19 protein-coding genes are annotated in these 18,425 nt (G+C 57.8%); 9 read left to right on the top strand and 10 right to left on the bottom strand.

The window, feature by feature from the left end; genetic code table 11:
• Positions 1-98 precede the first annotated feature (98 nt).
• Positions 99-1,430, top strand: a complete 1,332-nt coding sequence (locus BMZ01_RS00205) for a geranylgeranyl reductase family protein (protein ID WP_395890569.1) — start codon at positions 99-101, stop codon at positions 1,428-1,430.
• On the opposite strand, the gene BMZ01_RS00200 is transcribed toward BMZ01_RS00205, so the two are convergent.
• Genes BMZ01_RS00200 through menD form a run of 4 tightly spaced genes read right to left on the bottom strand, consistent with a single transcriptional unit; the run spans position 1,427 to position 5,488 of the window.
• The gene (locus tag BMZ01_RS00200; protein WP_092283231.1) at positions 1,427-2,119 is read right to left on the bottom strand and encodes a demethylmenaquinone methyltransferase; all 693 of its coding nucleotides are present in this window, start codon (positions 2,117-2,119) and stop codon (positions 1,427-1,429) included. The genes BMZ01_RS00205 and BMZ01_RS00200 overlap by 4 nt on opposite strands.
• A gap of 10 nt (positions 2,120-2,129) precedes the next feature.
• Positions 2,130-3,326, bottom strand: coding sequence for a glycosyltransferase family 4 protein (locus BMZ01_RS00195; protein ID WP_092283229.1), 1,197 nt, complete (start codon positions 3,324-3,326; stop codon positions 2,130-2,132).
• A 6-nt stretch (positions 3,327-3,332) separates the two neighbouring features.
• Complete coding sequence (locus BMZ01_RS00190) at positions 3,333-3,818, bottom strand: DUF3592 domain-containing protein (protein WP_317845898.1); 486 nt, start codon at positions 3,816-3,818, stop codon at positions 3,333-3,335.
• Positions 3,818-5,488 carry a 2-succinyl-5-enolpyruvyl-6-hydroxy-3-cyclohexene-1-carboxylic-acid synthase gene (gene menD, locus BMZ01_RS00185; protein WP_092283227.1) on the bottom strand — a complete coding sequence of 557 codons (1,671 nt, stop codon included), beginning with the start codon at positions 5,486-5,488 and terminating at the stop codon, positions 3,818-3,820. Before menD ends, BMZ01_RS00190 begins: the two co-directional genes overlap by 1 nt.
• 112 nt (positions 5,489-5,600) lie before the next feature.
• Here menD and BMZ01_RS00180 point away from each other — a divergent pair, with 112 nt between their 5' ends.
• Complete coding sequence (locus BMZ01_RS00180) at positions 5,601-6,350, top strand: sulfite exporter TauE/SafE family protein (protein WP_395890566.1); 750 nt, start codon at positions 5,601-5,603, stop codon at positions 6,348-6,350.
• A 103-nt stretch (positions 6,351-6,453) separates the two neighbouring features.
• Here BMZ01_RS00180 and BMZ01_RS00175 read toward each other — a convergent pair whose 3' ends face one another.
• Complete coding sequence (locus BMZ01_RS00175) at positions 6,454-7,461, bottom strand: o-succinylbenzoate synthase (protein WP_092283716.1); 1,008 nt, start codon at positions 7,459-7,461, stop codon at positions 6,454-6,456.
• A 91-nt stretch (positions 7,462-7,552) separates the two neighbouring features.
• On the opposite strand from BMZ01_RS00175, the gene BMZ01_RS00170 reads away from it, so the two are divergent.
• The 6 genes from BMZ01_RS00170 (at position 7,553) to BMZ01_RS00145 (ending at position 13,190) form a co-directional block, all read left to right on the top strand.
• On the top strand, positions 7,553-8,536 hold the full coding sequence (locus BMZ01_RS00170; protein WP_092283225.1) for a 1,4-dihydroxy-2-naphthoyl-CoA synthase: 984 nt from the start codon (positions 7,553-7,555) through the stop codon (positions 8,534-8,536).
• 473 nt (positions 8,537-9,009) lie between these two features.
• The gene (locus BMZ01_RS00165; RefSeq protein WP_223845829.1) at positions 9,010-10,401 is read left to right on the top strand and encodes an inorganic phosphate transporter; all 1,392 of its coding nucleotides are present in this window, start codon (positions 9,010-9,012) and stop codon (positions 10,399-10,401) included.
• Positions 10,401-10,670 (top strand): hypothetical protein, encoded by a 270-nt coding sequence (locus BMZ01_RS00160; RefSeq protein ID WP_092283221.1) that lies wholly within the window; start codon positions 10,401-10,403, stop codon positions 10,668-10,670. Before BMZ01_RS00165 ends, BMZ01_RS00160 begins: the two co-directional genes overlap by 1 nt.
• Positions 10,671-10,675: 5 nt before the next feature.
• Positions 10,676-10,981: a DUF3349 domain-containing protein gene (locus tag BMZ01_RS00155; RefSeq protein ID WP_177180000.1), complete on the top strand. Its 306-nt coding sequence runs from the start codon at positions 10,676-10,678 to the stop codon at positions 10,979-10,981.
• 20 nt (positions 10,982-11,001) lie between these two features.
• Entirely contained in the window at positions 11,002-12,183 is a 1,182-nt protein-coding gene (gene menE, locus BMZ01_RS00150) for an o-succinylbenzoate--CoA ligase (RefSeq protein WP_092283217.1), read from the top strand.
• A 32-nt stretch (positions 12,184-12,215) separates the two neighbouring features.
• Entirely contained in the window at positions 12,216-13,190 is a 975-nt protein-coding gene (locus BMZ01_RS00145) for a 1,4-dihydroxy-2-naphthoate polyprenyltransferase (protein WP_092283714.1), read from the top strand.
• Between the two features lie 18 nt (positions 13,191-13,208).
• Here BMZ01_RS00145 and BMZ01_RS11490 read toward each other — a convergent pair whose 3' ends face one another.
• Complete coding sequence (locus BMZ01_RS11490; RefSeq protein WP_092283215.1) at positions 13,209-13,628, bottom strand: DUF4229 domain-containing protein; 420 nt, start codon at positions 13,626-13,628, stop codon at positions 13,209-13,211.
• A 169-nt stretch (positions 13,629-13,797) separates the two neighbouring features.
• Between BMZ01_RS11490 and BMZ01_RS00135 the strand changes: the two genes are divergently transcribed.
• Positions 13,798-14,235, top strand: coding sequence for a hypothetical protein (locus BMZ01_RS00135; protein WP_223845828.1), 438 nt, complete (start codon positions 13,798-13,800; stop codon positions 14,233-14,235).
• Between the two features lie 27 nt (positions 14,236-14,262).
• Here the strand turns inward: BMZ01_RS00135 and rfbA are convergent, their stop codons facing one another.
• From rfbA to ccsB, 4 genes are all read right to left on the bottom strand, one after another.
• Entirely contained in the window at positions 14,263-15,135 is an 873-nt protein-coding gene (rfbA, locus tag BMZ01_RS00130) for a glucose-1-phosphate thymidylyltransferase RfbA (protein WP_092283213.1), read from the bottom strand.
• Positions 15,136-15,141: 6 nt separating this feature from the next.
• Positions 15,142-15,846, bottom strand: coding sequence for a dTDP-4-dehydrorhamnose 3,5-epimerase (gene rfbC / locus BMZ01_RS00125; protein WP_092283211.1), 705 nt, complete (start codon positions 15,844-15,846; stop codon positions 15,142-15,144).
• Between the two features lie 77 nt (positions 15,847-15,923).
• Positions 15,924-16,952 (bottom strand): dTDP-glucose 4,6-dehydratase, encoded by a 1,029-nt coding sequence (gene rfbB / locus BMZ01_RS00120; protein ID WP_092283712.1) that lies wholly within the window; start codon positions 16,950-16,952, stop codon positions 15,924-15,926.
• Between the two features lie 221 nt (positions 16,953-17,173).
• The gene (gene ccsB / locus BMZ01_RS00115; RefSeq protein WP_092283710.1) at positions 17,174-18,205 is read right to left on the bottom strand and encodes a c-type cytochrome biogenesis protein CcsB; all 1,032 of its coding nucleotides are present in this window, start codon (positions 18,203-18,205) and stop codon (positions 17,174-17,176) included.
• Positions 18,206-18,425: the final 220 nt, after the last annotated feature.

Raw genomic sequence — 18,425 nt, 5'->3', positions numbered from 1 at the left:
CATTCAGTGCGGGGGCCGATGAGCAATATCGTGTTTAACCGTAGTCCACAAACCCCCAAGGCCCCACTTAGGGGGCTAGAGGTGTCACAATGATGGCTGTGACTAAGCCTAGGAATGAATCTCAAGCACCGCAGTTCGCGGGCAACTTCGACGCCGAAGATGGCCACGTGGTGGATGTTGAGGTGTTAATTATTGGGGCTGGCCCAACTGGGGCGGCGGCCGCGATTCATGCTGCACGCAGTGGTTTTGACACCCTCATGGTGGATGCGGCGGAATTCCCGCGCGATAAAACCTGCGGCGATGGGCTCACCCCACGGGCGATTCATGAGTTGGAGTCTTTAGGGCTCGCCGAGGAGATCACCAGCGGCTACCGCAACCGTGGCCTGAAGCTGCATGGCTTTGGGGCTTCGGTGACAGCACCATGGCCAGATAGTGCTTTTGGGGCGGTTGGTTCGGCCATGCCGCGGAAGACATTAGATCAACTGATTGTGGATGCGGCGCTGCGCGCTGGGGCGCGGCTGTGGGATGGTACATATGCGCAGGCAGTGCGTTTGGGGGATCGTGGGATTGAAGAAGTAAGTGTGAAACGCGGTGCCCGACAGGTGTGTGTGCGGCCCAAAGTGGTGTTGGTGGCGGATGGGGTGCGCTCTACTTTTGGGCGGATTTTGGGGCGCACCTGGCACCGCGGGGAGGTGTATGGGATTGCGGCGCGTTCTTATTGCAGCAGCAGTTTCCACGATGAACCGTGGATCCATTCGCACCTGGAGTTAAGGGATGAACTGGGTGTGATTCAGCCTGGTTATGGTTGGATTTTCCCCTTGGGTAATGGGGATGTGAATCTAGGCTGCGGGGCATTATCTACTGACCGTCGCCCAGCGAAGGTGAATACCAAGAAACTTTTGCAGCACTATGCCGCCCACCAACAAACTGAGTGGGAGTTGGGGGAACCACGGCTGGTGACGTCTGCGATGCTGCCGATGGGTGGTGCGGTTTCGCAGGTATCAGGGCCGAATTGGGCGCTCTTAGGTGATGCCGCGGCCTGCGTGAATCCGCTTAATGGCGAAGGCATTGACTATGGCATGGAAACCGCGCGGCTGGCGGTGGAGTTAATTACCGACAACATTGGGGACGCACGCAGCTGGTCGCGCTTGACCTTAAAGGACAGTTGGCCGGCATTATTGCGCGAACGCTATGGCAAAGCCTTCTTATTGGCGCGCACCTTAGCCCGCGCGCTGACGCACCCGAAGTTTTTACCGGCAGCTGGGCCGCTAGCTATGCGCGGGCCCTTAGGCGCAAAACTCATGCCAGCGGCAGCGCGCCTGATGGGCAACCTGGTGACCCCGGAAGATGAGGACCTGGTGGCCCGCACCTGGCGGGCTAGTGGGCTGGCGATGGGCAAACTTCGCCGGCACAGTCCCTTGTGGAGTTAGCTTTGAGGTTTGGTGGCGGAATGCAGCGCCACAATCCCGAAGTTGAGGTTCTGCCAGCCGCAGTTTTCCCAACCGCACTCATTAATGGCACGGGCGAGTTTTTCCTGACCCGGCCATTCGCGAATGGAGTCCGCTAGGTACTCATAGGCATCCGGGTTGCTGGAGACCAGGCGCGCGAGTTTAGGCAGCAAGCGCATTAAATATTCTTTGTAGAGGTGCCCAAAAAGCGGAACCATCGGGGTGGAGAACTCAGCGACAGTGAGCCGCCCGCCGGGTTTGGTGACACGGGCGAGTTCTTTAAGCCCGGCGCGATAGTCGTGAATATTGCGCAACCCATAGGAGATGGTGACGGCATCGAAGCTATTGTCTGCAAAGGGGAGCTTCATGCCATCGCCGACGACTTTGGGGACTTGGCGGTGTTTGCCGGCAGCTAACATGCCGCGGGAGAAATCGCATGCCACGCACCAGGCCCCGGAGCGAGCGAGCTCTTCGGTGGAGACTGCGGTACCGGCCGCAAGATCGAGGACCTTTTCGCCGGGTTTGAGATCCAGCCTTTCGCGGGTACGGCGACGCCAACGCCGGTCCTGTCCGAAGGAGAGGATGGTGTTGGTGATGTCGTATTTTTGCCCCACGCCATCAAACATGGTGGCGACATCGAAGGGTTTTTTGTCCAGGGTTGCCTTTGACACGGCGGCCAGTCTAGTCCGCTGCGGGAATCATCGGGGGATGGCTTCGCCGCTTGTGGTCAGCGAGGACAGCGCGGTAGTGCTCTACTACTTGTTCACCATAGCGCCCCCAGGTTTTATGCGCCACAGCGCGGCGGCACTCTAATTTCATCTCTTCCAGGTCAGGGTCTTTAAGGATGCGGTGTGCGGCGACCTGAAGGTGATCTTCGAAGGTTTCAAGCGGTAAGAGGTCACCGGTGACCCCGGGGTTAATGAGGTCAATGGGCCCACCGGCGTAGGGGGCGATGACGGGAATGCCGCTGGCATGGGCTTCTTGGACGGTTTGGCAGAAGGTTTCATACTCGCCGGGGTGGATGAAGAGATCGAGGCTGGCATAGGCGCGGGCTAATTCTCGGCCTCTTAATTCACCCATGAAGATGGCGTTGGGGAGCTGTTCGGGAAGGACATCTTGAAGTGGGCCGCTACCAATGATGATCACTTGGATGGTGGGGTCATCATCGAGGTGGCGGAGGCGGTGGACTCCTTTTTCAGCGGCTAGCCTTCCGACATAGCCGACTAAAAATTTTTTCTGCTTAGGGTCCCAACTGCGGCGAAGCTGCGGATCGAAGTTACTTGGGTGGAAAAGTGTGGTGTCTACTCCCCTACCCCAGTGGAAAATATTTTCCACGCCGTGCTTATGGAGGGCCTGCATGCTGGCGGTACTGGGGACAAGGGTCCGGGCACAACGATTGTGGATGGCTGCGGTCCACACCCGGCTGGCTTTTTCTAGGGCGCTGAGGTGGTAGCGGTGCGTGTAGCCGGAAATATCGGTTTGGAAGACCGCGACGGCGGGGATCCCCAGGTGAGCGGCGGCGAAAGCGGCGGCACCGCCGAGAACATAGGGGGAGGCGAGGTGCACAATATCGGGCTGAAAATTTTTTAGCGCACGGTAGGCCGCGAAGGTGGGCACGGAGATGGGGAGGGAATCAATCGGTGGCACCATACGCGCCGGGACTTCCACGATGGTGATATCGCGGAGGATGTGGATGGCTTCGGGGCTGAAGCTCAGTGGGGTTGCGCGGCGTGGAGTGATGTCTCTTGGGGAGATTCCTCTCGGGGCAATAACCAAAAGTTCGTGGTCTTTTTTGAGGTGCTCAATGAGCCGGAGTGCGGTATTGGCGACGCCGTTGAGGTAGGGCGGGAAAGACTCAGCGACAATGGCTATTTTCATTCTTGTTTAAGGGTTATGCTCTAGGGCTTCGCGAGGTCGGCGGCGGGCTTCTTTGGCTTCATGGAGGCGGATGAACCTTCGCATCACAACCATGACTAACCACCACAGTGCCGCCGCAATAATAGAGGATGCCCCCATGAGGCTGGCCGCCGGGATGATCGATAGCGTCCACGCGCGGTTTTCCACCTTCACTAAATCCGGGTTTTTGGTGGAGTAGGTCACCCACACGCGTTGGCCTTCCCCCAAGCCAGTGGGGTACAGCAACCCACCGGGTGGGCTGTGATAAATGCCTTCTTCATCCTGGAAGTCCACAGTGGTGCGAGAAGGGGTGACGCTGGTGACCACCGCAAGAGCACGGCCGGGATCGGAGTTGATTTTGTAGTCATTGAAGGCGGCCCCCAAAACGACCGAGCTACTACCCAAAAGGGCACACACCCACAACAGCAAAACCAGCTGGTGGAGGCGGCGTTGTAGGCGTTCTGGGGGTGGCATCATAGCCCGAAGCCTTCCACCAGTTTCTTTGCCTGCGCGGTGCGAGCTTGGCCACGGGCAGTGCGGACTTCAATGACGTGGATCCCGCCCTTTGCGCCTTCTTCAATATCTTCAACCAGGGTGTCGGTGAGCTCAGGGAGGGTATCAACCAAGGTATAGGCCACATCGAGGCCATGGCAGAGGTCTTCCAAATTCTTTCCATGCGGGGTGCCAAAGGCGCGTTCAAAGCGGCCGCGCAGGGCCGGCGCCCCGGTTTCAAGGGTTTCGAAGATGCCGCAGCCATCATCGTTAGCCACAATGATGCTGAGATTTTCCGGGCGTACCTCTAGCTCTGGGATGAGCAACCCGCCAAGGTCATGCAGGAAGCTAATATCCCCCACTAAGGCGAGGGTGCGGGGGGCGCGGGGTTCAGCTGGTTCACGGGATTGTTGGGCTAGGGCCACACCAATGGCTTGGGCGAGGGTGCCATCAATTCCGGCGGTGCCGCGTGGGCTGATGGTGCTAACCCCATCGAAGGGCAAGCCCACCATGGCAGCATCGCGGATGGGGTTAGAGGCACCAATAAAGAAGGTATCCCCCACCCCGAGGGTGTCAGCAACAGCGGCGGCAACATGCAGGCCGGTGATCTCTTCATCATCTTCGAGGACCTCGCGGACCACGGTGGCAGCGAAGTCGCTGGCGGCGGAACAAATTTTTAGCCAATCGCGGGTGGGTTCATTCTTAACCTTCACCGCGGTACCCAGGCGCGCATCCTCGCGGCAGGCGGGGTTAGTAAAGCGGTGGGTGCGAGAAAGCACCACCAATTCCACCTCTGGGTTGGCCATCAGTCCAAGTACCGCGCGGTGCAAAGTGGGGTGTCCCACCACAATGACCTGTTCTAGGGTGACCTGCAGGCTATGGCCTTCGGCATCGCTGAGGGTTTTCCCGAAAAGGCTGGCCGCAAGTGGGTGGATGGGGTTATGCGGCGCTGGTGCGGTGGGTTCAGCCAAGGTGGGGAGATCTTCTAGTCCGGGGACCTCCCATGCTTCATCACCGGCGATGACCACCGTGTTCTTCGAAAGGTCAACGTCGAGGATCTTCGGTTCTGGTTCCGGGTGCACCGGCGGCAGGTAGGGATATTCGCCTACCCGTTGTTCCCCTTCAATGGCAGGTAGCTCGTTGGTATCTAGCAGTGGAAGATCCAGGGCGGCATTGATATGTACTTGGGGTGCGTGGAACCAGGAGGCTGCGTCTTTCAGGTCTGCCACACTGGCGACGTGGTGGGTGCCCTGTGGGGTGGCTTCGCCGAAAATATTATTTTGTTGAATGGTTTGGCTTGCCCCGGTGCCAACAAGATGTGCGGGGCGGTCCGCAGATAAGACCAGCAGCGGGGTGCCGGAGTGGTAGGCCTCCACCATGGCGGGAAGGCAATTGGCTACCGCGGTGCCGCTGGTCATCACCACAGCAACATGGCGTTGTTGCACTCGGGCCATGCCAAGGGCACAAAAGGCGGCGGCGCGTTCATCCAGACGCACATGCACCCGAAGTTCGCGGCGCGCTAAGAGCGCGAGGCTTAGCGGGGAATTACGCGACCCCGGGCAGATCACCACATCGGAAACATGTTGGGCTAGCAGTGCTGCCAGGTGGTGGGCTAGTTCTGGGGAGGGTGAGGTGATCTGCTGGTGGGCCATGAGTCCTTAGTTTAAAGACTGCGTGGGAAGGGGTTGGATTACCCCACTTAGTGGGCAGCTGGTGGCCAGCGGATTTGTTGGAAACGCTAGGTGGTGGCGAAGAATACGGGACATGTTGATCAGCATTTTGGTGTTGGGTTCCGTATTTATTGGCGCCCTTTTACAACGCATCACTGGCCTTGGGGTGGGGTTGGTCAGTGGCCCGGTGCTGTCTTCATTATTGGGGCCCTTGCCTGGTGTGACCATGGTCAATGGGCTTTCGACGATTAATGCGGCGAATAATGCGTGGTCGGTGCGTAAAAATACGCGTTGGCGGGCGTTTAGGTTATTAGCTGGTTCTTTGGTTGCCGGCACCTTGCCGGGGTTATTTGTGGTGCACCTGATTAATGGGCCGTGGTTACTAGTAGCCGTGGGTGGGTTGGTGCTGATGGCTTTGGCGGTGGCGACCTTTAACCCCAAGGGCGCGGTGTTTTCTCAGGATGCTGCCGCACCCATGGTGATTACTGGGTTGGTGGCTGGGTTTATGTCCGTGATTGCGGGTATTGCTGGGCCTTCAATGAATGTGTATTGCCGCTTGGCTGGCTGGGATTATCGCGAGTTCATTGCGACGATGCATCCGGTGATTTTGATTGGGAATTTCACCTCCTTCATGTTGAAGGCGGTGCTTTTAGGGGGCTTTGATATTCATGGGGTGCCCACCTGGATTTGGTTTGGTGCGATCGCCATGATTTTTGTGGGGGCTTGGGTTGGGGATCGCGTGGACCGCCATCTTTCCACCACAATGGCTCGGCGCATGGCCACTATTTTGGCCACCATCGGCGCATCAGCAGTGCTATTTCAAGGCGTGGCGCAGCTGATCTAACACCTCGCCCTGTTTAAAGAGCAGGTTGACCCCGCCGCAGATCCTGCGAGCTGCAAGGTGAAGTCGGCGCTGCCCTGCCGGTTTGGCTTTAAAAAAATTTTTTTTAAAGCAGATTCAGGCAGGCGCGGAGGCGTTCGTGCCAATGGTTGGTGGTGGCAGCATCGGCGGCGAATTCCTCCAGGCGTGCGGGATCTGGGTTAATTGGCGCGGTGGGTAGGAAACCGTCGATGACCGGGCGGGGTTCGGCGATATCTTCTTTAAAAAGCTGGGAAGTGGCGAGGCCTGCGGCGGCGGGGGCGACGTCGATGAGGTCATCATCGTCGATTAAGGGCAGCGCAGCGACGGCAGCTAAACCGGCGTTCAAGCCCACCGCGGTATCCAAAGCGGAGGCGACGGTGATGTCCATGTGGCGGGCGCGCAGGTAGTCGGCAAGCTCTAGGACGCGGCGCACCCCGCCAAGTGGAGCGACCTTGACGATCGCCACATCCGCAGCATGGAGTTCGGCGACGCGGTAGGGGTCATCGCTGCGGCGAATAGATTCATCGGCAGCGACCCGCATGAAAATCCCGGCGCGCATGAGTTGGGTGCGGACCTCGGCAAGTTCCTCCACAGTGGCGCAGGGTTGTTCTAAATAATCCAGCGGCGCTAAGGCGCGGGCGGCTTCGAGTGCCTCCGAGACTGTCCAGCCGCGGTTGGCATCCACCCGAATAATGGCGTTCGGGAGGTTCTCGCGCACCGCATTAACGCGGGCGACATCATCGGCGAGGGTGTGGCCGGGTTCGGCGACTTTCACCTTGATGGTGCGACAACCTGGGAAGCGTTGCAGGACCTCCGGCACCTGGGCGGCAGGTACTGCGGGGATGGTGGCGTTGACCTCGATTTTTTCGCGTAGCGGGGTGGGGAAACCCTGCCAGGCAGCTTCAATACCGGAGCGCAGCCAGGTGGCGGCTTCGGCAGGTTCATATTCCAAAAAGGGGGAGAATTCACCCCAGCCGGCGGGGCCTTCGATGAGAAGCGCTTCGCGGGTGGTGACCCCGCGGAAACGGATCGCCATGGGTAGGGCGACAACATGGGAGCGTTCGATGATCTCATCGAAGGTGGGGATGGGCAGGTGCGTGTGTGCCGAGGTCATAGGGACCACTCTAGGGTTTTAGGTTGCGCGTTAGGGGAACGCCTGCGAGGTTTGTGGCACGCTAAAAGCTATGCAGAATAATTCGAGTTCTTCTTCCTCTACGTCTTGGGAAGCACCGGCGCCAACCACAGCGGTGGATAATCCTTTTGATCCGGATGCGTGGGTGCCGGTAGAGGGTTTTAATTTCAGCGATATTACCTATCACCGACATGCCGGTGAGGGCCGTGAGTATGGAATTGTGCGCATTGCTTTTGATCGCCCTGAGGTGCGCAATGCCTTCCGGCCGCACACCGTTGATGAGCTATATCAAGCCTTGGATCATGCGCGCCGTACCCCGGATGTGGGCACGATTTTATTGACCGGGAATGGGCCGAGCCCCAAAGATGGCGGTTGGGCTTTTTGTTCCGGCGGTGACCAGCGGATTCGGGGGCGTTCAGGCTACCAATATGCGGAGGGGGAAACCGCAGATACGGTGGATACGATGCGCACCAAGGTAGAAGGTGGGCGCCTGCATATCTTGGAGGTACAACGGCTGATCCGCACCATGCCGAAGGTGGTTATTGCGGTGGTTAATGGTTGGGCCGCTGGCGGTGGGCACTCTTTGCATGTGGTGTGTGACTTAACGATTGCATCTAGGCAGTGCGCGCGCTTTAAGCAGACCGATGCTGATGTGGGATCTTTCGATGCTGGTTATGGCTCGGCCTATTTGGCTAAGCAGGTGGGCCAAAAATTTGCTCGCGAGATTTTCTTCCTAGGCCGTAGCTACAATGCCGAGACCATGCAGCGCATGGGGGCTGTCAATGTGGTGGTAGATCATGCCGAGTTAGAGGCTGAGGCAATCCAGATGGCACGGGAGATTAATGGGAAGTCCCCGACCGCACAGCGCATGCTGAAATTTGCTTTTAACCTCACCGATGATGGGCTGATGGGCCAACAAGTGTTTGCTGGAGAGGCCACGCGCTTGGCCTATATGACCGATGAGGCGGTGGAGGGTAAGGAATCTTTCTTAGAAAAGCGTGCCCCGGATTGGTCGAGCTTCCCTTACTACTACTAGGGCATGGCAGCTCTGATTTGGTGCCTGGTGCGAGGCGCGCTGTCAACTAGGCGCGCCGTAACGCGGAAATTTTTCGGATTTTATCGCCGCGGGCATGCCCTGCGGGGTGGGACGAGCATGCCGCTGGCGCGGGTTAATAGGAGGGACATCCCCTGCTTTCAGGGGGTGTGTGCCCCCAGAAGGTGTGCTAAAACCCCTGGATAGAGATACTTTTCCCAAAGTTAACCTAATGTTCTCCTTCGGTCACTGACTGCTTGGGATCGGACACGGAACACTGCTTTCTTGGGCCACCCCCGTTGGTGGGTTAATCAAATGCCGAGGTCAAAACTTGGCCTTCCCCACTATTAAGAGCAGCCCAGTACGCACACTCACCCCACTTATGGGGTATAGAGAGTAAATGCTGTCCGAAAATGTGGGGAAATGGGCGGTCTGCGGGCTTTAGCGGGTGCCCCCCATGGGGCATACTCAGAGTTGTGACCGAACTGATCATCCTCCTGATCGTCATCGCAACCGCGCTAGCCTTCGACTTTACGAACGGCTTCCACGACACCGGTAATGCGATGGCGACGTCCATCGCCACTGGCGCCTTGAAGCCTAAGGTTGCCGTGGCATTGTCCGCCATCTTGAACCTGGTGGGTGCCTTCCTCTCTGTGGAAGTTGCCACCACCGTTGCTAAAGGGGTCGTTGACCTTCAGCAGTTCAACCTCTCCAACCCAGCAGACTCCCACCGCCTCCTTTTAGTGGTGTTCGCCGGCCTCATTGGCGGCATCGTGTGGAACCTCCTGACCTGGCTGCTGGGTCTACCTTCAAGCTCCTCCCACGCACTCTTCGGCGGCCTTATTGGTGCCGCGATTGTGTCGCTAGGAACCGGTGGCGTGGTCTGGTCCGGTGTGATGGCTAAGGTTGTCATCCCCGCACTGGCTGCCCCGCTGGTTGCTGGCCTGGTTGCCGCTCTAGGCACCTGGGTTGTGTACCGAATGACCTTGCGTGTTGCCGATGGCATCAAGAACCGTTATTTCCATTGGGGGCAGATTGGTTCTGCCTCCCTGGTGTCCCTGGCACACGGCACGAATGATGCTCAAAAAACCATGGGTGTTATCTTCCTCGCCCTGGTTGCTACCGGAAACCTCGCACCAGACTCCCACATCCCCTTCTGGGTGAAGGCTGCCTGCGCCATAGCCATTGCGGTGGGTACCTACATGGGTGGCTGGCGCGTTATCCGCACCCTAGGTAAGGGCCTGGTCGAGATCGACTCCCCCCAAGGCATGGCCGCTGAAACTTCTTCTGCCGCCATCATCCTGACCTCCTCGCACTTCGGCATGGCACTGTCCACCACCCACGTGGCCACCGGCTCGATCATGGGTACTGGCGTAGGCCGCCCCGGGGCGAAGGTTCGTTGGGGTGTGGCTGGCCGCATGGTTACGGCCTGGATTATCACCCTGCCGGCAGCTGCCTTTGTTGGTGGCGCCACCTGGATCCTGTCCCACGAGATTGGCCTGGTGTTCTCCGACATGGTCGGCGTGCTGGTTGCCTTCGGTATCTTGTTGACGCTTTCTGGAATCATGTTCTTCCGCGCCAACCGCGCACCGGTTGATTCCAGCAATGTCAACGATGAGTGGGACGACAGCGCTGATCGCACCACCGGTTTGCCGAAGAGCGAGGTCACTGGCGGCGCAAACCCTACCCTGCCGACAGCATGGTCCAGCCCCGAGGCTGATGATGCTGAGGACTATCACCACCATGTGCATAGCGCCGCTGGCGCACCAAGTGGGACCCTGACCCGCCCACGTCCGAAAACGGGTACCCAAATCAGTGCGGAACAATTAGCTGCCCAGCTTGATACAGAGAAGGGGGCTCACTCCTAATGGACTATTCCTTAATGTTCCACAGCCTCTTTAAAGTCATCGTCGCCGGCGTGGTTCTCGGCGCCGGAATCCCAGCGCTGTTCGCCATCGGTGTGCGCGTGGGTTCGGGAACCTCCACGCACCCGGCCGGAGCAGTTGCAAAAACCATTAGTTTCCTGTGCTTCGCGCTGATCGCCGCAGCTGTTCTCATTGGTATCTTGTGGATCACCAAGGCATCGCTTTATCAGTACTTTGCCTGGGATCTCTTCGGTACTGAGGCGGCGGGATGAATCCGGTGAGCTCTCTCGCCAGCCGCATGCTGGAGTGGCTGCGACAGGGCTACCCCCACGGGCTTCGAGCTAAAGACACCTACGCGGTGCTCTATGTCTTAGAACGTGAACTCAATGATGATGACCTGGAGAAGGTCTTCACCGCCATGATTGAGGCCAGCGAGAAGGACCCACAAACCCGCAATATCACCCGCGAGGATATCGCCAAACATATTGAGTTCATCCACCAGCAAGAGCCTTGCCGCGAGGACATTGATCACGTCCGCGCGTTATTAAAGGATGCCGGCTTCAAGGTCACAAATACGGACTAGAATCACGGGACATGTCGGCTATGTCCCCGGAAGATCCGCGAACTCACCAGATCGAGGCGACGCAGACGAAGCGTCGCCTCGATCTTCTTGTTATTGACCCCCATGACCCAGCAGCCTGCTTGGACGATTTAGAAAGAGCGCTGGTGGGGGAATACACGCTGCTACCGGTACCTAAAGAAGATTCAGCACGCCGCCGGATCCTCCAGGATTCTCAAAGAGCCGGGCAGGCAATTAGCCCAGAGATTGCCTTAGTAATGGCAACCTCCGGGTCCACAGGAACTCCCAAGGGGGCGATGCTTAGCCCGGCTAACCTGATTAGTTCTGCTGATGCCACGCACCACGCTTTAGGTGGTCCGGGACAGTGGTTATTAGCCATGCCGGCACACCATATAGCCGGTATGCAGGTGCTCATCCGATCGCTTGTCGCTGGAATAGATCCGCTCTGCTTGGATCTAAGCGATGGTTTTAAGATCCCAGAATTCGCAGCCCAAACTCGGGAGTTATGCAGCACCGGGGATCGCAGCTATACGGCTTTAACGCCCATGCAATTAGCTAAAGCCATGGACACCCTCGAAGGCATTGAGGCGCTGCGCAGCTTCGATGGGATTCTCATTGGTGGTGCGCCGCTGCCAACTGAACTCGCGGAATCTGCGCGAAAGCTCGGCATCGTTTTCCACACCACCTATGGATCCTCGGAAACTGCCGGTGGCTGCGTCTATAACGGGCAACCGCTACGTGGGGTGAGCGTGCGCGTCGATGGTGACTCCCGGGTAATGCTGGGCGGGCCGATGATCGCCCATGGCTACCGTAATGCCCCACACCATGAGGCTTTTAGCGAACCTGGGTGGTTCAAAACAACAGATTCCGGCCGCATCCATGATGGCAAGCTTGAGATCATTGGGCGGATGGATACGATCATTGATTCCGGTGGGCTGAAGTTGCACCCAGAGATCGTCGAAAAAGCGCTCTTAAGCATGCCTGGGGTTGAGGCAGCATGTGCCCTTGGTGTGCCGCACCCACGCCTTGGCCAGGCTGTGGTGGCAGCCTACGTGGGAACCCCCTCCCCTATGGAGTTGATGACCTTCTTACATGACGGCGCCTTGGAGCGTTGGCAGATCCCGAAGGAGCTCAAACAGCTGGGAAGCTTGCCCACTACTTCTTTAGGGAAGGTGGATCGACCCAAGCTCAGCGCATTGTTTTAAGAACCGCCGCGAATTAGAGCACAATGGGCTTCATGCCTGAAACTTCCGATGAAGCTGCTCAATCTGATCCACACACCACGCCCAACGAAGATACCCACGAGAACCCAGACCCCACGGGCACCGAGGACACTCACCGCGGTGCCGGGTTTGCTGAATGGTTAGAAGGTGCGCGCCCACATACCTGGGCTAATGCCTTTGCCCCGGTGGTTGCTGGTAGCGGTGCTGCTGCACTCTATAACGGTGCGCATCTCGGGCGGGCGCTCTTAGCGCTATTAGTGGCATGGTGTCTTATCGTGGGCGTGAACTTCGCCAATGATTATTCCGATGGGATTCGCGGCACCGATGAGGATCGCTCCGGCCCGCTGCGTTTAACCGGTTCCGGGTTGGTGCCGCCCCAGCAGGTGAAGTACGCAGCCTTCGGTGCTTTTGGTTTAGCCGCAGTTTTCGGCATTGCGCTCAGCATCCTGAGCTCCCCGTGGCTCATCCTGGTCGGTGCGCTATGTATCGCGGCCGCATGGTTTTATACCGGTGGTCCGCACCCCTATGGCTACCGGGGTCTCGGTGAGATCAGCGTATTTATTTTCTTCGGGCTTATCGCCGTCTTGGGCACCGAATTCACCCAGCTTGGCCGCGTGACCTGGGTGGGGTTGGCTTGTGCGGTGGGTATTGGTTCGATCTCGGCGGGCGTGAATTTAGCTAATAACCTGCGGGATATCCCCACCGATGCACAAAGCGGAAAAATTACCTTGGCGGTGCGCCTGGGTGATCGCCTAACCCGGGTGGTGCTACCGATACTGGCCTTTATGCCCATCCTGATGAGCGTGCTCATGGGGTTCGCCAGTATCAACGCCTTGTGGGCAGTGTTGGCGCTACCCTTGATTTTCGGGGCTATTTTGCCGGTGATTCGCGGCGCGGAAGGAAAAGCACTCATCCCCGTGCTCGGCGGTTTAGGGCGCGGCATGCTGCTCTGGGCGTTAGTCACCGCCTTCGGGTTAGCGCTCGCCTAAACCTGAGAACTAATCTTTCTAGCGCTTCGCGAGTTCCTCGCGAACCCATTCCTTTTCTTCTTGGCGGCGTTCTTGCCAAGCAGCTACCGAAGCATTGGCGTTTACTCGCAGCCCCGAGAAGAGCAACATGCTCAGCGGGAAAGCCACCAGTAGCGCCAGCAGCGCGGAGATCATCAGCGGCACCGGCGAATCAATCAGATAAGCCGCCGTCTGAATAACCGCAGTGAGCACCACAAACAGCGCCAGCCGGGCCAGCCCATATTTGAGCAAGGCGAGGTTCGCGCGCTTCTTTAAGGCATGGTTTTCCGCCTCGCGGGCTTCCGAGCCAAAGACGGCTTCATGCTCGGCTGCTAGCTCCGCTTGGTGCTCTACTTCGCGGGCTTCTTGGGGTTCGGGGTTGAGGTCATCATTTGGGGTGCTGCTCTGTTCACTGCTCACATTGAGACAGGGTAGCCCACCGCGTACTAGAGTCCGCACTTTTGAGCCACTGATTCCCCAGCAACATTGCCGATGTCATGGTGCTCTTCGTTGCTTTCTTAAGCGCTCGTGCCCTTAGTTGCCCAACCCCGTATCCTGGTATGCACGGACGTGAAGGAGGATGCCTTTTATGGGACGGCTCGTGCTGATCCTTTTATTGGTTGCAGCTGCAGTACTGGTGTGGAAAGCCTTTGGCCCTGCCTATTGGCAATCCCGTGGCCAACAAGGAACGACGCGCGCCATCCCGCCGCTTATGAATCCCGGCAGCACCCCGGGGATGGGCCCGCGACCGCAGAAGGTCATTAAAGGCCCCGATGATGATGAAGAGTTCCTGTGGAATTTAGAAAAGCAACGCTTCAAGGAACGCCGCGCTAAAGAAGAAGCCGTCCGGCGCGCTGAAGAAGAAACCCGGCGCCGCGAACGGCTGGAACAGCTTCGCCGCGAACGCGAAGCACAGGAAAAGAACAAGCAGCAGCCAAAAGAGCGTCTGGAAGAGCCCCAACAGGAGCCCAAGCAAGACCCGCGGCAGGATCCTCGACAGGATCCTCCGGCAGACCCTGGACTCTAACCAACAGCAGAACGCCGCTCTGCCCTACTACCCTCTTTCGCGTTCCAAGATCTCCAGCAAATAATCCCCATACCCGGAGCTTTGTTGGCGCTTCGCAGCGGCAATCAAACCATCATCGTCTAGGTATCCCATCCGCCACGCCACTTCTTCCGGGCACCCAATTTTCAGGCCCTGGCGCTGCTCAATGGTGCGCACAAAATCCCCGGCTGCCATTAATAAATCCACCGTGCCGGTATCCAGCCACGCCGTACCTCGCGGCAGCACTTCCACCGCTAACTTCCCCTGGCGCAAATACGCATTATTAATATCGGTGATCTCTAATTCACCTCGCGCACTGGGTTCCAACCCGCGGGCAATCTCAATCACCGAGTTGTCATAAAAATACAGCCCCGGCACCGCATAATGGCTCGCTGGCTTCTCCGGTTTTTCCGCCAAAGACAGTGCCTTGCCACGCTCATCGAACTCCACCACCCCATAGGCTTCGGGGTGCGCCACCCAATAGGCAAAAATCGCGCCACCATCAACCTCATGGAAGCGCCGCAACTGGGTCCCCAACCCAGCACCATAAAAAATATTGTCCCCTAAAATCAGCGCCACCGAGTCATCACCAATATGCTCAGCACCCAAAATGAAGGCTTCCGCCAACCCATTGGGATGATCCTGCACCACGAAGCTCAAGGAGATCCCAAATTGGCTGCCATCACCTAAAAGCCGCCTAAATTGCTCCACATCATTCTCAGTGGTGATGATCAAAATATCATCGATGCCCGCCAACATCAGGGTAGATAGCGGGTAATAAATCATGGGCTTGTCATATACCGGCACCAATTGCTTACTCACCGCATAGGTGATCGGTCGCAGCCTCGACCCCGTACCACCAGCTAAAATTATGCCCTTCATCCGCTTTTAGGCCTCATCCCAATACTCAGGGTCTTCACTACTGGCCGCATCATTAGCCAGCACCCAACCATCGCGCATGGAGTTATGGAACTCCTCGCATTCGCCATAATCCGGCAACACCGCATCAGGTACCTCCGACAACATGGGAGCCTCACGGTCCTTCACAGACAACACATACTCCAAGCCACCAGGCGTCGAGCCCGCAGCCCCCGAGACACCAGCCCCTGCGCCCACAACCTCCGGCCACTCCACCCCAATCTCCGGATCAAAGGGGTTAATCCCATGCTCGTGTTCCGGCCGGTACGGCTCGTTGGTCAAATAGCACACCGTGGAATCCTCCAGCGCAATAAAACCATGGGCGAAACCAATGGGGATGAACACCCCGGCATGGTTCTCAGCGCTTAATTCCACTGCAATATATTTCCCAAAGGTCTCTGAACCGCGGCGAATATCCACAATGATGTCCAGGATTTTCCCCTGCGGGCAGATAATAAATTTCGCCTGCCCAGGCGGCGCTTCCGCGAAATGCAGGCCCCGAATCACGCCCTGCTTGGAAAAGGACATATTCGCCTGCGCCAGCATAAAGGGGTACCCAATCTGCTCCGCCAACGGCGAGGACTTAAACCACTCATGGAATTCTCCCCGCTCATCAGGGAAAACCTTCGGGGTGTTGAGGTAAACGCCGGGTAGCTCCGCAGATTCAGTCAGCATGCCCCAAAGTCTAATGCTCTTCTGGGGCCAGTGCCCTGCTCGGTCCCACGCGCCTCCCGGGCCAATGCCCTGCCCGGTTAGTGCCCTTCCTGGGGAAGTTCCTCTTCCACTTCGCGATATCGCGCCTCCGCCAACGCCGCCGACTCTCGCCACCAACTGGGATTATCGCGATACCACTGGATAGTTTCCGCCAGCCCCTCCCGAAAATCCTGGTGCTGCGGCCGCCACCCCAACCCCAAAGTCGAACTCGCATCAATGGCATAACGGCGATCATGCCCCGGGCGATCCGTCACCCGCACAAACTCCTCCGGGCCACGCCCAAAAGCCCGCAAAATTTCCCGCACAACCTCCGTATTGGTGCGCTCCCCATCCGCCCCAATCAAATAGGTTTCCCCGATTTCACCACGCTCAATAATGCGCCACACAGCATCATTGTGATCATCCACATGGATCCAATCACGCACATTCTCACTGGTGCCATATACCCGCGGCAATCGCCCCTCAATCAACCCAATAATTTGCCGCGGAATGAACTTCTCCGGGTGCTGCCGTGGTCCATAATTATTCGAGCAATTACTAATGGTGGCGCGCAAACCATGGGAACGCACAAACGCCCGAATAAAGTGATCACTCGCCGCCTTCGACGCCGAATAAGGACTCGAAGGCGCATAATTCGTATCCGGCCGGAATTTCGCCGGATCATCCAACTCCAAATCCCCAAACACCTCATCGGTGGAAATATGGTGCAACCGAATCCCCAGCTCCGCCGCGACCATCGCCAACACCACCGTGCCCTCCACATTGGAACGCACAAAACTCAACGGGTCCCGCAAAGAATTGTCATTGTGCGATTCTGCCGCAAAATGCACCACCACATCCACCGGATCCTCAGCATCGCCCAGCACCCGCCGCACTAACTCCAGGTCCGCCACCGACCCGCGCACCACTCGCACGCGATCCTCCGGCAGCCCCGCTAAACTCGCCGGATTCGCCGCATAACTAAAACTATCCAGCACCGTCACCCTCGCCTGCGGCCGCGTCTCCAACGTACGATGCACAAAATTCGAGCCAATAAAACCGGCGCCACCGGTCACCACAACATGCATGAGGTTTAGGTTGCTTCCATTCTTTTCGCGGGATAAATCGATGCTGCTTGTCGAGATCGTCAAGGCCAAGCCTACGTTAGCTCCCAAGGTCTGCGCGGGCGAAGGCATGCCGCACCAGATAATTCTCTAACGCGAGTAGCCCCCACATATAGACCCCGCATAAACAAAACCCCCACATCCCCAGCATCGCGCTGAGAACTGTGGGGGTGTGGTTTCTTTGCTTAGTTCAGACCCGCATAGGAGTGCAGGCCACTGACCACCATATTGATGAAGAAGAGGTTGAAGATCATCACTGCCAGCGCCAAGACATTGATGCAGGCCGCATGAACACCGCGCCAACTCACCGTGGCACGAGCATGTAGATATGCGGCATAAAGCACCCAGGTAATAAAGGACACCGTTTCCTTCGGGTCCCAACCCCACGGGCGGCCCCACGCGGTATTAGCCCAAATGGCCCCCAGCAAAATACCCAGGCCAAGCACCGGCAGAGTGACTACCGCAGAGCGATAAGCAAGATTATCTAAGGTCTGGGTGCTAGGTAGCGGGCGAACCAAGGCCCCGAAGAAGCCGTCCTTTTCCTGACCTTTGGGTTGCCATTTACGCAATAGGTACAGGATCGAGGCGATTCCAGAGAAAATACCAATCGCAGCGCCCCCCGATACCGTGGTCACGTGCACGGGCAACCAATAGCTGCGTAGTGCAGGCACCACCGGGGCAGTCGCGGCATAGAGTTTGGTGCCGCCGAAGAATAAGAGCCCAATGATCGGGGTCAGCATCCATGGCCACAATACGCGCCATTCTTTACGCTGCACCACCAGCGCCGTCGCAACCATCGCGAATGCTGTAATCACCAGAACATATTCGTAGAGATTGCCCAGCGGTACGCGGTGCGCTGCTAGGCCGCGAAGCACTGCTGCGGTGACATGCACAATGATGCCCAACCAGACCACGGTCTGGGTCATCCCACCAAATTTCGACGCCGAAGCGCGTTTCTGCGCGAGAATTTCCTCCGCATTTTCTGGCAGGGGGTCTTGCTCCGGATCAGCTGGTAATACCGCGGTGGTTCCGGTGCTGCTGTTTTCCGCTCCCACTGCAACCAATTCACGTTGCCGTTGCAAACGCTGATCATAAGACAGTGCGATGTGGCGCTTGACGTAATAGGTGAATGACAGCGCCCACGCGAGGATATAGATCACCAACGCGGTACGAAACGCAATGTCGGACATGTTCGATAGGCCGTGGTCTATCGGCATCAGAGGTTGCATAGCGGTGCAGTCACCTTCACAAATGTGGGGAGGTTCAATAGGAAAAACACCCGGTCAAGGCATATCAGAGTGGCGTCGAACAAAGCGCAACACTGTACGGCTGACCCAGTTTGATTCCTGACACTACCCCGCCCGAGGGTGCTGCTCAAGCTTGCGACCGCCGGCTAAGCTGCACAAATCCTTAAGCCAACCCTATGAGCTGTGCATA

The sequence above is a fragment of the Corynebacterium spheniscorum genome, assembly GCF_900113445.1.
GTDB lineage: Bacteria > Actinomycetota > Actinomycetes > Mycobacteriales > Mycobacteriaceae > Corynebacterium > Corynebacterium spheniscorum.
The sequence above is the reverse complement of the archived record's forward strand: the minus strand, read 5'-3'. Positions and strand labels throughout refer to the sequence as shown.

Coding starts and splice junctions, on each gene's coding strand:
- BMZ01_RS00195 (WP_092283229.1), bottom strand. CDS start 3,326: ATGAAAATAGCCATTGTCGCTGAGTCTTTCCCGCCCTACCTCAACGGC.
- BMZ01_RS00190 (WP_317845898.1), bottom strand. CDS start 3,818: ATGCCACCCCCAGAACGCCTACAACGCCGCCTCCACCAGCTGGTTTTG.
- menD (WP_092283227.1), bottom strand. CDS start 5,488: ATGGCCCACCAGCAGATCACCTCACCCTCCCCAGAACTAGCCCACCAC.
- BMZ01_RS00180 (WP_395890566.1), top strand. CDS start 5,601: ATGTTGATCAGCATTTTGGTGTTGGGTTCCGTATTTATTGGCGCCCTT.
- BMZ01_RS00170 (WP_092283225.1), top strand. CDS start 7,553: ATGCAGAATAATTCGAGTTCTTCTTCCTCTACGTCTTGGGAAGCACCG.
- BMZ01_RS00160 (WP_092283221.1), top strand. CDS start 10,401: ATGGACTATTCCTTAATGTTCCACAGCCTCTTTAAAGTCATCGTCGCC.
- menE (WP_092283217.1), top strand. CDS start 11,002: ATGTCCCCGGAAGATCCGCGAACTCACCAGATCGAGGCGACGCAGACG.
- BMZ01_RS00145 (WP_092283714.1), top strand. CDS start 12,216: ATGCCTGAAACTTCCGATGAAGCTGCTCAATCTGATCCACACACCACG.
- BMZ01_RS00135 (WP_223845828.1), top strand. CDS start 13,798: ATGGGACGGCTCGTGCTGATCCTTTTATTGGTTGCAGCTGCAGTACTG.
- rfbA (WP_092283213.1), bottom strand. CDS start 15,135: ATGAAGGGCATAATTTTAGCTGGTGGTACGGGGTCGAGGCTGCGACCG.
- rfbC (WP_092283211.1), bottom strand. CDS start 15,846: ATGCTGACTGAATCTGCGGAGCTACCCGGCGTTTACCTCAACACCCCG.
- rfbB (WP_092283712.1), bottom strand. CDS start 16,952: ATGCATGTTGTGGTGACCGGTGGCGCCGGTTTTATTGGCTCGAATTTT.
- ccsB (WP_092283710.1), bottom strand. CDS start 18,205: ATGCCGATAGACCACGGCCTATCGAACATGTCCGACATTGCGTTTCGT.